This window comes from Massilia horti (assembly GCF_004614195.1).
Lineage (GTDB): Bacteria > Pseudomonadota > Gammaproteobacteria > Burkholderiales > Burkholderiaceae_D > Telluria > Telluria horti.
In genome coordinates this window covers 70,700-84,542 of the sequence record NZ_SPUM01000132.1, presented here as the reverse complement: position 1 = coordinate 84,542, position 13,843 = coordinate 70,700, and the positions used below count along the sequence as shown (strand labels likewise).

4 protein-coding genes are annotated in these 13,843 nt (G+C 69.1%); all 4 read left to right on the top strand.

The window, feature by feature from the left end:
* Positions 1-27 precede the first annotated feature (27 nt).
* The 4 genes from E4O92_RS20075 to E4O92_RS20060 all read left to right on the top strand — a co-directional run bounded on the left by E4O92_RS20075 (position 28) and on the right by E4O92_RS20060 (position 13,843).
* On the top strand, positions 28-765 hold the full coding sequence (locus E4O92_RS20075) for a 4'-phosphopantetheinyl transferase family protein (RefSeq protein WP_135191431.1): 738 nt from the start codon (positions 28-30) through the stop codon (positions 763-765).
* A 21-nt stretch (positions 766-786) separates the two neighbouring features.
* Positions 787-1,728 carry a LysR family transcriptional regulator gene (locus tag E4O92_RS20070; RefSeq protein ID WP_135191430.1) on the top strand — a complete coding sequence of 314 codons (942 nt, stop codon included), beginning with the start codon at positions 787-789 and terminating at the stop codon, positions 1,726-1,728.
* A 218-nt stretch (positions 1,729-1,946) separates the two neighbouring features.
* On the top strand, positions 1,947-7,409 hold the full coding sequence (locus E4O92_RS20065; protein ID WP_167759842.1) for a type I polyketide synthase: 5,463 nt from the start codon (positions 1,947-1,949) through the stop codon (positions 7,407-7,409).
* Positions 7,406-13,843 (top strand): non-ribosomal peptide synthetase, encoded by a 6,438-nt coding sequence (locus E4O92_RS20060; RefSeq protein ID WP_135191428.1) that lies wholly within the window; start codon positions 7,406-7,408, stop codon positions 13,841-13,843. The genes E4O92_RS20065 and E4O92_RS20060 overlap by 4 nt, the downstream gene beginning before the upstream one ends.

Below are 13,843 nucleotides of genomic sequence, written 5' to 3'. Positions count from 1 at the left end.
TCCAATAAAACTTGCGCCGGACTCAGGATGACTGTCCTTGCCGCTGATTGCTTTCCTACTGAATTACCGGGTAACGAGGTCCATGTCTGGATCGCCGATCCCGACCAGTGCGATCTGACGCAACTGGAAGACCGTCACTACCGCCTGCTGAGCGCCCACGAGCGCGACAAGTTTCGTAGCTTTCATTTTGACAAGGATCGGCGCCAGTACCTGGCCGCGCACGCCCTGACCCGGCTGGTGCTGTCCCGTTACACCCGCCTCGCGCCCGAAGAGATCGATTTCGCCAGCGGCCCGAACGGCAAGCCCTGCGCGCGTCTGCCCGCGCCGCACACAACAATCCGGCACAACCTGTCCCACACCGCCGGACTGGTAGGCTGCGTGCTCGCGCGCGGCCGCGCGTGCGGTATCGACATCGAGTCCTGCCGGCCGCTGCCAGCGCTGGAGTCGATCGTCCCCACGGTTTGTTCGCCCGACGAAATCGCGCAATTGGAGGCGCTCGGCGCGCACGCTCGCCTGCACCATTTCCTGCGCCTGTGGACACTGAAGGAAGCCTACGCCAAGGCGACCTCCGAAGGCCTCGGGGCGGCACTGGCGCAGGTATCGTTCCGGATCGAGGACGAAGCGGTCGCCTGCCTCATCAAAGGCCATGCAGCCGCCAACTGGTGGTTCCACTCGACGCTGCCGACCGAGCGCCACGTGCTTGCGCTGGCGGTGTCCGGCGCATCCGGCCCGTTGTCAGTCTCGCTGCATCGCCTGCACCTGTAGCCTCCCATTTCCCCACAATCGATGAACGCAAAAAAGCCGCCCGTCGCCACCGCGCACGACCTGGACTGGAACCTGATCCGCGCCTTCCTGGCCGTGGTCGACACGGGTTCGATGACTGCCGCCGCCGCGCTGTTCGGCGCCAGCCAGCCTACGCTGAGCAGGAAAATCGACGAACTCGAATCGTGCATCGGCGCCGCCCTGTTCGAGCGCACTGCCCGCGGACTGTCGCTCACGGCCGCCGGCGAAGCGCTGGTCGATCCGGCGCGCCAGATGAAACAGGGGGCGCAGGCGCTGTCCCTGACCGCGCTCGGGCAGGCCCAGCAACTGCAAGGCAGCGTGCGCCTGACCACCAGCGAGATGGCCGCTGCCTACCTCCTGCCGGACATCCTCGCAGACCTGCGCCGGCGCCATCCGCAGATCCAGATCGAGCTGTCGGTGTCGAACCATCTTGAGAACCTGCTCGAGCGGCATGCCGATATCGCGATACGCTTCACGCGCCCGACCCAGACCGGCCTGATCGCGCGGCGCATCGGCACCCTCGAGATCGGCGCCTTCGCGCGCACCGACTACATCGCCAAGTTCGGCGGCATGGTCGATCAGCAGCGCCTCGGATCCTACGACTGGATCGGCTACGACAGTTCCGACGCCTTGCTGCGCGGCTTTCGCGAGGTCGGGGTGCCGGTCGAGCGTGACTTCTTCTGCATTCGCTGCGACAACCACATCGCCGGCTGGCAGATGGCGCTGGCCGGCGCCGGCATCTGCTTCGCGCCGAGCATCGTGGCTGCGCGCTGGCCCGAAATGCAGATGGTGATGCCGGCCTCGCTGGTGCCGGCGCTGCCGTTGTGGCTCACCGCGCACCGCGAACTGCGCGGCAGCCGCCGCATCAAGCTGGTGTTCGACGCCCTCGCCAACGGCCTGGCGCAAGCGCTTGGCACGGCTCCCGACCCGGTCGAATCCACCTGAACAGCCTGGCTCCCCTCCCCCTTCCGCACGCCTGCGCCGGCCGCTCCAGCTACGACATTTCGTAGGTTCCGCAGCCATTTCCCGGGTGATACCTTCTGACAACGTATAGACGTTTTCGGGAACTCATCGGGGGAATGATGCAAAAAAATCGGACGGCGATAGACCGTACTGAACCTGACTCAGCGGTTCCAACCAAAGCGCCGCGCGCGCCGATCGCCGTGATCGGCATCGGCTGCCGCTTTCCGGGCCAGGCCGACGATCCGCATTCGCTGTGGCGCAACCTGATGGCCGGTGTTGACGCCGTCGGCGAGGTGCCGGCCGCCCGCTGGTGCCTTGACACCCATTTTCACCCCAAGCGCGGCGTGCCCGGCAAATCGGCCAGCAAATGGGGCGGCTTCCTCGATGCGATCGACGGCTTCGACGCCGACTTTTTTGGCATCTCGCCGCGTGAAGCGGCGCTGATGGACCCGCAACAGCGCATGCTGCTCGAAGTGTGCTGGCAGGCGCTGGAAGACGGCGGCCAGCTGCCCAGCATGCTGCGCGGCTCGCCGGTCGGCGTGTACATCGGCGGCTTCACGCTCGACTACATGCTGATGCAGATGGGCGGCCTTGACTACCGGGCGGTCGAGCCGCACACCGCCACCGGCTCGGTGATGACGATGCTGGCGGCACGCCTGTCGTACCTGTTCGGCTTCACCGGCCCGAGCATGTCGGTCGACACCGCCTGCTCGTCGTCGCTGGTGGCGGTCCACCTGGCCTGCCAGAGCCTGGCCAGCGGCGAATCGGAACTGGCGATCGCGGGCGGCGTCAACGCCCTGCTCGGGCCGAGCTTCACGGTGGCGGAATCGCGCGCCGGCATGCTCTCGCCCACCGGGCGCTCGCGCGCATTCGATTACCGCGCCGACGGCTACGTGCGCGGCGAAGGGGCCGGCGTGGTGGTGCTCAAGCGGTTTGAGGACGCGATCAAGGACGGCGACCATATCTACTCGGTGATCCGCGCCACCGCGGTCAACCAGGACGGCCACAGCGAAGGCCTCACAGTGCCAAGTGGCGACGCCCAGTGCGCCGTGATCGGCGCCGCATGCGACGCCGCGGGAATCGAACCGCGCGACATCTCCTACGTCGAAGCCCACGGCACCGGCACCCCCGTGGGCGACCCGATCGAGGCCAATGCGCTGGGCGCCATGATGGGACAAGGCCGTCCTGCCGGCCAGCCCTGCGTGGTCGGATCAATCAAGACCAATATCGGGCACACCGAAGCGGCGGCCGGCGTGGCTGGCCTCATCAAGGCATCGCTGGTGCTACAGCACGGCATGGTGCCGCCGCACCTGCACTTCGTCGCACCAAATCCGAAGATCGACCTGGAAGCGCTGGGGCTGGCGATCCCGCGCTGCGCCACCGTTTTGCCGGCGCACGGCAGCGAGGCTTTCGCGGCGGTCAACTCGTTCGGGTTTGGCGGCACCAACGCCCACGCCATCCTGCAGCGCGCCCCCGTGCCGGCGACGCCAGCGGACCGCGCCGGCAAGGCGCCCTGGCTGATACCGCTCTCGGCGCGCCACCCGGATGCGCTGCGCGCGCTCGCCGGCGCCTATGCGCGCGCGCTGGGCGAAGACGGCGCGCTGGCCAGTGCCGACCTGGACGACGTGGCCTGGAATGCCGCCACACGGCGCGAACACCATCCACACCGCGCCTGTGCCGGTGGTGCCTCACGAGGGGAGCTGATCGCCGCGCTGCAGGCGCTTAGCCAGATTGAAGACACGGCACCAGCGGCCAGCAAACTGAAACAGGGCGCAGCACCAGGCTCGGCGCGCGACCTGGTATTCGTGTTCTCCGGGATGGGGCCGCAATGGTGGGGCATGGGCCAGGAACTGTACCGCACCGAACCGGTGTTCCGTGCCATGGCCGATCGCTGCGCGGCCCTCTACGACCGGCGCGCCGGCGGCTCGATCCTGGCCGAGATGCTCGCGCCCCAGCACGACTCGCGCATGGCCGCCACCGACGTCGCGCAGCCTGCCAACTTCATCCTGCAGGTGGCGCTGGCCGAACTGCTCGGCTCCTGGGGCGTGCGTCCGGCTGCGATCATCGGCCACAGCGCCGGGGAACCGGCCGCCGCCTACGTCGCCGGGTGCCTGAGCCTGGAAGACGCGGTGTGCGTCATCCACCACCGCAGCCGGCTGCAGCACCGCACTTCCGGCCAGGGCGCCATGCTCGCGGTTGGCCTCTCCAGGCAGGACGTCCAGCGCGAACTCGACCTGCTAGCCGATCCGACGCTCTCGCTGGCGGCCATCAACAGCCCCAGCCAGGCCACCGTCGCCGGTTCCGTCGACGGCATCGACCGGCTGCGCTCGCAGTTCGAGGACAAGGACCTTTTCGTACGCCAGCTCAAGGTGCAGGTGCCGTTTCACAGCGTATTCATGGAACCGCTCGAAGGCCCGCTGCGCGACGTGCTGGCCGGGATCCGGCCGCTGGCGCCTGCCATTCCCCTTTACTCGACCGTCACCGGCCGGCGCGTGGAGGCGCCGATCCACGACGCGGATTACTGGTACCGCAACATCCGCCAGCCGGTGCTGTTCGCCGACGCGGTCGATGCCGCCCTCGCCGACGGCCACAACCACTTCGTTGAACTGTCGCCGCACCCGGTCCTGGCCGGCGCGATTTCGGAGAACGCGATCATGCGTGGCGTCGCCGCCGAAACGGTACCCACCCTGCGCCGCGATCGCCCCGAGCAGGCGCAGTTTCGCGCCGCCATCGGCGCGCTGTACCGCCTTGGCGCATGCATCGACTGGCACGCGGCATTGCCTGCCGGCCGGGCGCTGCCGCTGCCCACCTACCAGTGGCGACACGAGCGCTACTGGTACGAGACCGACGCCTCACGCGCGGCCCGCTCGTCGCCCCCGCCCCATCCGATCCTGTCGCGCCGCCTGGATACCGAGACGCCGACCTGGGAAGTGGACCTGGACCGCGCCTCGCTCGCGTTCCTGGTTGACCACTGCATCCAAGGCACCGTGGTGTTCCCCGGCGCCGGCTATGTCGAGATGGCGGCCTTTGCCGCGCGCAGCCTGTTCGGCGCGCTGGCGCTGGTCAGCTTTGCCGACATCGCCTTCCGGCGCGCGCTGTACATCACGCCCGACCAGCCGGTCACGCTGCGCCTCGCGGTCGATCCCGACACTTTCGCCTTTCGCATCGCCAGCCGCGCGCTGCACGACGCCGGCGCGCCATGGCAGCTGCACTGCACCGGCAAGCTGCTCACCGGCTGCCCCGGCAACGCACCGCCTGCCGATCTGGCTGCGATCGCGGCGCGTTGCCCGACCGTGATCAGCGCTCCGGCCTGCTACCGCCATTTCGAACGCCTCGGGCTCGAATACGGCCCGCTGTTTCGCGGCATCAGGCAGTTGCGCCAGGGCGTCGGCGAGGCGTTCGCCCGCGTCGAGGTTCCGGCGCCGCTGCACGACACAATGGGCCAGTTCGGCATTCATCCGGCGGTGCTCGACCTGGCCTTCCAGACCCTGGCGGCGGCCCTGCCGTTCGATGACGAAGGCAGCGTGGTCTACATGCCGACCGGCGTTGCCGAAGGGCGCATCGCGCGCGCGATGCCGACCCGGCTGTGGATCCATGCCGCCATCACGCGCCGCGACGGCGACGGCATGGAAGGCGACATCCGCATGTTCGATGACGACGGCAGCTTGCTGCTCCAGATTGCCGGCTGCCGCGCACGTGCGCTCGGCGGCGACGCGCAACCGTTCCAGGTACGGCCGCAACAGCTGTACCAGCCGGAGTGGATCGCGCTCGCCCCACCGCAGCCGGCGCAGCCTGACGCGCCCGGCACATGGCTGCTGTACGGCGGCCCCGCGTCGCTGGTGCGCGAAGTAGAGGCGGAACTGGCGCTGCGCGGCGAGCGCGCGCTGCACCTCACGCCCGACAGTTTCGACGCCACCAGCGTGGACGGGTGGACGGCGCAGCTTGCCAGGGCACCGCAAGACGCCCCCCTCAAAGGGGTGCTGCACCTGGACCTGTGCGGCCCCGGTCCGGACGACATGCCGGGGGCGGTCGACATCCACGGCGAAATCGAGCGCGGCTGCATCACGACGCTGAACCTGGCCAAGGCGCTGGTGGCGCTGGAAGGACCGGCCAAGCCGCGCCTGTGGATCGTCACCCGCGGCACCCAGCCAGTACTGGACGGCGAGCGCCCCGACCCGTTCCGCTCCCCCGTATGGGGCATGGCGCGGGTGCTAGGCCACGGTGAACACATCGACCTGTGGGGCGGCATCGTCGACCTGGCGCATCAGGCGCAACCGGACGACGCGGCGCGCATCGCCGGCGAGTGCCTGGGCGGGGATGCGGAAGACCAGATCGCATGGCGCAACGGCGTGCGCTACGGGATGCGCCTGGCCGAATGCGACAGCCAGGTACGCCTGCCGGTTGCACCTCGCTTGCGTGCCGACTCCAGCTATCTGGTAACCGGCGGCCTGGGCGCGCTTGGTCTTGAGGTCAGCCGCTGGATGGTCGAGTGCGGGGCACGTCATCTGCTCCTGGCCGGGCGCGCTGGCCTGCCCGAGCGCGCCACCTGGGATACCCTGCCTGCCGATCATCCGGCGGCGCAGCGCGTGGCACAGGTGCGCGCGCTGGAGCGGATGGGCGCGAACGTCACCATCGCGGCACTCGACATTGCCGACCGCGCCGCGCTCGATGCCTTGCTGGCGACCATGCGCGCCGAAGGCCGGCCCCCGCTACGCGGCGTGTTCCACTCGGCCGGCGTGGCCGAGCCGCGCCTCCTGAGCCAATCCGCCAACGACCAGTTCGCGGCCGTCATGCCGGCCAAGGTGATCGGCGCCTGGAACCTGCATTGCGCTCTGCGCGATGCCCCGCTCGACTTCTTCGTGCTGTTCTCGTCGGTTGCATCGCTGGTGATTTCGATAGGCCAGGCGAACTATGCGGCGGCCAATACCTTCCTCGACATCCTGGCGCACCGCCGCCGCGCCGAGGGCCTTCCCGCCACCAGCATCAACTGGGGTCCGTGGGGCGACGTCGGGATGGCCACCCAGCTCGACCTGGTGACCTTCTTCCACCGCCGCGGGCTGTTCCCGATGACGGCGGACCAGGGTTGCGAGGCACTCGGCTGGCTGATGAGCGGCCGCTGCGCCCAGGCCGCCGTGCTGGGGGCGAAATGGTCGCTGGTGGCCGAGACCAGCCCGCTCGGCATCGGCGCCCCGATGCTCGAACGCGTGCTCGCCGCCGAGCAGGCGAACGCACCTTCGGCAGGCGCTGCCGCCACTTCAGAAACCAACCTGCTGGCCCGGCTCGCCGCCTGCTCCGACGTGGCAGCGCAGCGCGCGCTGATCGCTACCGAAGTGCGCGCGCTGGCCTGCCGCGTCCTGCGCATCGAGAGCACCAGGCTGGACCTGGACGACAGCATCAGCAGCCGTGGTCTCGACTCGATGATGGCGATCGAGCTGAAGAACCGGATCGAACAGGCGTTCAAGGTGGGCGTCGCGATCGTCGACCTGCTGCGCGGCGTCAGCGCGGCTGGGGTGGCGGATGCCGTCCTGGCCCAATTGCACGAGCAGCAGCTGCTTGTCGAGGATTCGGCGGTGGCCGACGTGCTGGCAGATATCGACTCGCTCAGCGTGGCCGACATGAATGCGCTATTGAGCTCCAACCTGAACCCGGAGTCCGCCCAATGAACAGCCTGGAATCGAAGATCCTAGCCCTCAATCCGGCGCAGCGCAATGCGGTGCGCCGCGCGCTGGCCCATCGCGGCGCCGCGCAGCAAGGCCTTGCCCGCCAACCGGTGGCGCGCAGCCCATTGTCCCCGCCGCAGATGCGCCTTTGGCTGACGTCGCAGCTGATTGGTGCGAGCAGCGCATATAACATTCCCGGCGTATTCCGGCTGGCCGGCCCGCTGTGCGTGGACAGCCTGCGCGACGCGCTGGAGGCGATGCAGGCGCGCCACGAAAGCCTGCGCACCAGCTTCGGCACGGACCCGGACAATCGCCCTTTCCAGTGCATTGGCGTGAGCGCCACGCCCGATTTCGCGCTGCTCGACTGCACGGCCAGCGCGCTCGAGGAGCGGATTCGCGAGGTCATCCTGCAGTCGTTCGACCTGACTGCCGGTCCGGCGTGGCGCGCGCGGCTGCTGGAGCTGGGCAAGCATGAGCACGTGCTGGTGCTGAGCTTTCACCACTTGGTGTTCGACGGCTGGTCGCTCGGCGTGTTCGCCCGCGAGCTGTTCGAGCTGTATCGGGACCCTCCTGGCCGCAATGGCGGCGGCCTGCCGGTGCCGGCGCACCAGTACAGCGATTACGTCGCCTGGCGCGCCAGTCGGCCCGATACCCGTGCCGCCGACGCCGCGTACTGGCGCAGCGCGCTGGAAGGCGCCCCGCCGGTGACCGGGCTGGCGACCGACAAGCAGCGCCCACAGGCGCCGAGCTACCGCGGCGCGATCCACAAGCTGGTCCTGCCGCGCGCGCTGTTCGAAGGCATTCAGGCACTGGCCGCGGCCGCGCAAACCACGCCGTATGCCGCGTTCCTGGGCCTGTTCTATACACTGCTGTACCGCCACACCGGCCAGTCCGACCTGGTGATCGGCACCCCGGTTTCGGGCCGGGCCCATGCCCATCTGGCGCCGCTGATCGGGGTGTTCGTCAACACGCTGCCGATCCGCACGCGGCTCGCCCCGGACCACGATTTCGCCAACCTGCTGGCAGCGGTGAAGAACGCCAGCCTCGACGCTTTCGCGCACCAGGATCTGCCATTCGACGCAATCGTGGAAGCCGTCAATCCAGTACGCACGCTGGCCCACCACCCCGTATTTCAGGTGCTGTACACCTACCAGAACGCGCTCGCGCCAATCGACGCCGATGGCCTTGAGGTGCAGTACATGGACGTCGACTGCGGCACCGCCAAGTTCGACCTCTCGCTCGACGTGTACGAAACGCTTGACGGCGCCAATTGCATTTTCGAGTACAGCACCGACCTGTTCAGCTCCGCACGCATCGCGACGCTGGCCGGGCACTTCGAGCGGCTGGCACGGGCCGTCGTCGCGCGTCCCGCCACGCCGCTATCCCGGCTGCGGATGATGACCGATTGCGAACTGGAGCAGGTGCACAACGCTGCCCGGGGACCGCGCCTGCCGTTGCCCTGCCCTGACGCCGTGACCCTGTTCGCGCGCAGCACCGCGCGATGTGCCGACGCGGTCGCCGTGCGCGATGGCGCCGCCGTCTGCACCTACCGCGAACTCGATGAATCGGCCAACCGGATCGCACACGCCCTGCACAGCCGGGGCGTGCGCCAGGGTGACGTAGTCGGCGTCTGCCTCGAGCGCTCGATCCGGCTGGTGGCGGCGGTGCTGGGCGTGATGAAGGCGGGCGCCGCCTTCGTGGCGCTCGACCCATCCCATCCGCCAAGCCGGCTTGCGCTGCTGGCGCAGGACGCGGGCCTGGCCTGCGTGATCGAGGATGGACAGGGCGCGCGACTGGACTGCGAGCGGCTGCACCTGGAGCGCGACCGTGCGGAACTGGAGCGCCTGCCGGCGACCGCGCCGGAGGTCCCGCTCGGCCCGGAGGACCTGGCCTACGTCGTGTACACGTCGGGCACCACGGGACAGCCCAAAGGCGTCATGGTCAGCCACGGCAACTATGTGAACGCCTACCTGGGATGGGAGCGGCATTACCGCCTCGAGCAGCTGCACGCCCACCTGCAGATGGCGAGCTTTCCGTTCGACGTGTTCTGCGGTGACCTGGTGCGCGCGCTCGGCTCCGGCAAGACCCTCGTGATCTGCCCGCAGCAGCTCCTTGGCGAACCGCAGGCGCTGTACACGCTGATGCAGGACAGCGGGGTCGACTTCGCCGAGTTCGTGCCGGCCAGCTTCCGCGCACTGGCCGAATACCTGTTTGATACCGGCCGGCGGCTCGATTTCATGCAGATCCTGGTGGTCGCATCCGATGCCTGGTACGCCGGCGAATACCGCCGCTACCGCGCGCTGCTGGGGCCGCAGGCGCGCCTGGTCAATTCGTACGGAATGGCGGAGGCCACCATCGACAGCACGCTGTTCGAGGGTGACCTCGCGGACGCCGGCGAGGGCGGCCTGGTCCCGATCGGCGTGCCGTTCCCGAACGTCGACGTCTGGATCGTCGACCGCAACCTGGAGCTGGTACCGCCGGGGACGACCGGCGAAATCTGCGTCGGCGGCGCCGGGGTTGCGCTCGGCTACCTCAAGCGCCCCGAGCTGACCTTTGATAAATTCGTGCCCCATCCGTTCAGCGCGGAGCCAGGCGCGCGCCTTTACCGCACCGGCGACCTGGGCCGCATGCGCGCGGACGGCTCGATCGAGCTGTTCGGCCGTACCGACACCCAGGTCAAGATCCGCGGCATGCGCATCGAACTGGGCGAGATCGAAATGACGCTGCGCACCCGCGCCGGCGTCGAGGACTGCGCTGCAGTGATCCGCGACGACCAACGCGGGCAGCCGCGGATTGTCGCCTACCTCGCCGGCGCCGGCTCCGAGGCGGATCCCGCGGTGCTGAACGATCGCCTGGCGCAGTACCTGCCGGCCTACATGCTGCCGGGGGCGTACGTGCGGCTGGACAGCCTGCCGCTGTCTGCCAACGGCAAGCTCGACCGGGCGCGACTGCCCGCGCTGCGCGATGACGGCGGCGCCGCGCAGGGATTCGTGGCGCCGCGCACGCTGAACGAGGAAATGCTGGCGACGATCTGGATCGAGATGTTCGGCGTCCCGCGCGTGAGCGTGCACGACAGCTTTTTCGAGCTGGGCGGACACTCGCTGCTGGCGTTCCAGCTGGTGGCGCGCATCCGCGAGGCGTTCCGGGTCGGCCTGGTGCTGCAAACGCTGTTCGCCCATCCCACCATCGCGGGGCTGGCGCGCGCAATCAGCGAGCTGCAGGGAACCAGCGCCGCGTACGACGCGACGATCAACGCGCTGCCGGTGGTCGAGCCCGACCCGGCCAGCCGCCACCTGCCATTCCCACTGACCGAGGTGCAGCAGGCCTACTGGCTGGGCCGCAATGAGATTTTCGAGTTCGGCAACGTCACCACCCACAGCTACGACGAAATGGGCACGGTCGACATCGACCCCGCGCGCTTCCAGCGTGCCTGGAACAAGGTGGTGGCGCGCCACGATATGCTGCGCGCCGAAATCCTGCACGACGGCACCCAGCGAATCCTCGAGACGGTGCCCGAGTACCAGGTGGCGGTGCTCGACCTGCGCAACGCCACCCCAAGGCAGTGCGAAGAGGGAATCCAGTCGGTGCGCGCGCAGATGTCGCACCAGATGCTCGACGTGCATCACTGGCCGGTGTTCGACGTGCGCATCACCCTGCTGCCGGAGGCCGCCGCCCGCATCCACTTCAGTAACGACGCCCTGATCTTCGACGTCTGGAGCTTCGTGATCATCATCGAAGACCTGGTCAAGTTCTACCTTGACGAACAGGCGCAGCTGCCGATGCTGGCGCTGTCGTTTCGCGACTACGTGGTGGCCGAGGAAAAGATCCGCGCCAGCGAGCGTTACCGCCGCGCGCTCGATTACTGGCGTGCCCGGGTGGCCGAACTGCCGCCGGCGCCGCAACTGCCCATGGTGCTTGACCCGGCCCTGCTCAAGAAGCCGCGCTTTACGCGCCTGCACGCCGAGTTCGACCGCGAGACCTGGGCGCGGCTGAAGAAGAAGGCGGTGCGCGCCGGGATGACCACCACCGGCCTGATGCTGGCCGCCTATGCCGAGGTGCTGGCGCGCTACAGCAGCGAACCCGCATTCTCGCTCAACCTGACGTTCCTGAACCGCCATCCGATGCACCCGCAGGTCAACGACATCGTCGGCGAATTCACCTCGCTCACGCTGCTCTCGGTCGACCAGTCGGCCGGCCGCAGCTTCGCCGAGCGCGCGCGGCGCGTGCAGTCGGACCTGTGGCACGACCTCGAACACCACGATATCAGCGGGGTGCAGGTGCTGCGCGACCTGACCCGCGCGCACGGCGGTGCAACGCGCGCCAAGATGCCGGTTGTGTTCACCAGCGCGCTGGTGGTGCCGATCCCGAAGCGCAACAGCGAATTCCCGATCGTCCCGATCTACCGCGACGGCGTGACCCAGACCTCGCAGGTGTGGCTCGACTGCGGCGTGTGGGAGGACGACCAGGTCCTGCTGTGCAATTGGGACGTGGTGCTCGAGCTGTACCCGCCTGGAATGATCGAGGAGATGTTCGCGGCCTACTGCGACCTGACCCGGCGCCTGGCCATTGATGACGCGTTCTGGAACGCCGTGGCGCCGGAACCGCTGCCGCCGCGCGCCGCCCTGCCCGCGCCCGCGCTCGCCGGCACGCTTGACACGCTGTTCCTCGACTCGCTGCGCCGCCAGCCCGAGTTCCGCGCGATTGCCACGCCCCAGCGCTGCCTGTCGTACCGCCAGCTGGCGTCGCACGCGGCCTGGGTGCGCAGCCAACTGGAGCCGGCCGCCGCCGGCGAACTGGTCGCCGTCGTGATGGACAAGGGCTGGGAACAGGTCGCAGCCACGCTGGGCATCATGAACAGTGGCGCGGCCTACATGCCGGTCGATCCGGCGCTGCCGGACGCGCGCGTGGCCGAGCTGCTGGCCGACGGCCGCTGCGCCACGCTGGTGACCACTCCGGCCCTGGCCGGGCGACTGGCGCAGTTGTGCCGGCTGCGGGTGCTGGTGCTCGATGCCACCTGCCTGGCCGACCCGGCGCTGCTCGGGCACAGCCGCGCGCGTCCGGACGGCATCGCCTACGTTATCTTCACCTCCGGCTCAACCGGCAAGCCGAAAGGCGTGGTGATCGAGCATCGCGGTGCGGTCAACACACTGCAGGACGTGAACGACACGCTCGGAATCGGCGCGACCGATCGCATCCTGTCGGTCTCCTCGCTTAGTTTCGACCTGTCGGTGTACGACTTTTTCGGCACGCTCGCGGCCGGCGCGACCCTGGTGCTGCCTGAGAACCAACGGCGCCTGGACCCGTCGCACTGGGCCGAACTGGTGGCGCGCTTCGGGGTCACGGTGTGGAATTCGGTGCCGGCCCTGTGCGCACTGCTGGCCGACCAGGGCGAGCGCGCAGCCCTTGGCTGGCCGACGCTGCGCCATGTGATGCTAAGTGGCGACTGGATTCCCGTGACCTTGCCGGACCGGATCCGCGCGCTGGCGCCGCAAGCACGGGTGCTCAGCCTGGGCGGCGCGACGGAGGCCTCGATCTGGTCGATCTGGTACCCGGTGGACGCGGTCGACCCGGCCCGGACCAGCATTCCGTACGGGCGCGCGATGCGGCACCAAGAGGTGCGCGTGCTCGACCACCGGCTCGAGGATGCCCCGGACTGGGTGACCGGGCTACTTTACATCGGCGGAATCGGACTGGCGCGCGGCTACTGGGAGGCGCCGGAGCTGACCGCTGCCGCGTTCGTGACCGATCCGCGCACCGGCGAACGCCTGTATCGCACGGGCGACCTCGGACGCCGGCTGGGCGACGGCAATATCGAATTCCTGGGACGGCAGGACCAGCAGGTCAAGGTGCAGGGCTTTCGCATCGAGCTGGGCGAGATCGAAGCCGCGCTGCTCAGGCACCCGGCCGTGCGCGCCGCGGTGGCGGTCTGCCAGGGCGAGCGCCACGCGGAAAAGCGTCTGGGCGCGTTCTACTGCCGCCACCCCGGCTGCGAGCTGGACGTGGTCGAACTGCGCAGCTTCCTGCTGGCGCAACTGCCGCAGTACATGGTGCCCCATGCGCTGCGCGAACTGGACGACCTGCCTCTCAGCGCAAACGGCAAGGTCGACCGCAAGCTCCTGCCCGGCCTCGATGCCGCGCCGGAGCCAGCGCAGGCGCGGGTCGCCCCGCGCGGCCCGGTGGAAGCCGCGATCGCGGCGTTGTGGGCCGAGCTGCTGGGTGTGACCCAGGTCGGCGTCACGGCCGACTTCTTCCAACTCGGCGGCGACTCGATGTGCGCGATCAAGCTGCTGGTCGCCCTGCGGGCGCGCTTTTCCTGCGACATCCAGCTCAAGCACGTATTCCAGCATCCCACCGTGGCCGCCCAGGCCGCGCTCGTATGCGCGGCGCAGCAGGGCGCGGCCCCCGCCGCCGAACTCGTCTCCCACCTGACCTTGTAA

What these genes read in the sequence shown, in the direction of transcription:
- E4O92_RS20075 (WP_135191431.1), top strand. Translation starts at nt 28, where the DNA reads ATGACTGTCCTTGCCGCTGATTGCTTTCCTACTGAATTACCGGGTAAC.
- E4O92_RS20070 (WP_135191430.1), top strand. Translation starts at nt 787, where the DNA reads ATGAACGCAAAAAAGCCGCCCGTCGCCACCGCGCACGACCTGGACTGG.
- E4O92_RS20060 (WP_135191428.1), top strand. Translation starts at nt 7,406, where the DNA reads ATGAACAGCCTGGAATCGAAGATCCTAGCCCTCAATCCGGCGCAGCGC.